At 61.1% G+C, this 920-nt stretch carries 1 pseudogene; it reads right to left on the bottom strand.

The features are described 5' to 3' along the window. Positions 1-920 (bottom strand): annotated as a pseudogene (locus BOP96_RS29130) (RHS repeat protein); the annotation flags it as partial.

A 920-nucleotide genomic window follows, 5' to 3' on the forward strand; every position in this document is an offset into this window, starting at 1 on the left:
CCTCGGGGCTGGTCAGTTCCTGCGGGGTGCCGAGGTGGTCGAGTTGGTAGTGGTAGGGCTTGGTTTCTTTTGGGCCGAAACCGTCCAATAGTGCCAATGGGCGGAAGCTGCCGGGCTCGTAGAGGTAGCTGCGATGGCGCTCTGCATGGTGTTCGGCAATCAGCTTGTCGCCTTGCCAGAAAAACTCGGTGGTCTTGGCGTCCACGGTTTTGCTGATGCGACGTCCAAATGGGTCATAGCGATAGCTGGCGGTTTGGCCGTTGGGCGTTGTAACCCCGACTAACCGATGCTGGCAGTCGTAGCGGTACTCAGTGACAAGTTGCTGGCCCTTGCCGCGTCGTTCGCGGATGAGGTTGCCGAAGGCGTCATAGTCATAGTGGCGGTCACCCTGGATCACCAGACGGTTAGCGGCCACGATGTCTGGCCCTGGGCGGTCTTGCATCAGCAAGTTGCCCGCCGGGTTGTGGGCGAAGCGTTCCTGTACGTCCTGCGAGTGATCGGCGCGAGTCAGGCGGGCGAGGGGGTCGTAGTGGTAGCGGTGTTCGCCTTTGCGGGTGTCGAGCAGGCGGGTGAGGTTGCCGGATTTGTCGTAGTCGTATTGGCGTTGGTAGAGGTGGTTTTGCTGTTGGGTCACCGCGTGGGCGTGTAGGCGGCTCTGGTCATCGTAGTGGTAGTGGCTGAGCAGTTGGCCTTGCTGGCGCTGGTGTTCGCGGCCGCTGTTGAATAGATGTGAGGTGAGTACTTCACCGTTGAGTTCGACCGTGGCGAGGTGGCCGCCTTTGTCGTGGTTGAAGGTGAGGCGGTTGTTGTCCGGTAGGCACAGGTTTTTCAGCTGGCCGCAAGCGTCGTAGCCGTAGCGCAGGGTGCCCCAGCCTTGGTGTTCGGCGGTGAGGCGGTTTTGGCGGTCGTATTCGTAGGCC

Source organism: Pseudomonas sp. FSL W5-0203, from assembly GCF_001896155.1.
GTDB lineage: Bacteria > Pseudomonadota > Gammaproteobacteria > Pseudomonadales > Pseudomonadaceae > Aquipseudomonas > Aquipseudomonas paracarnis.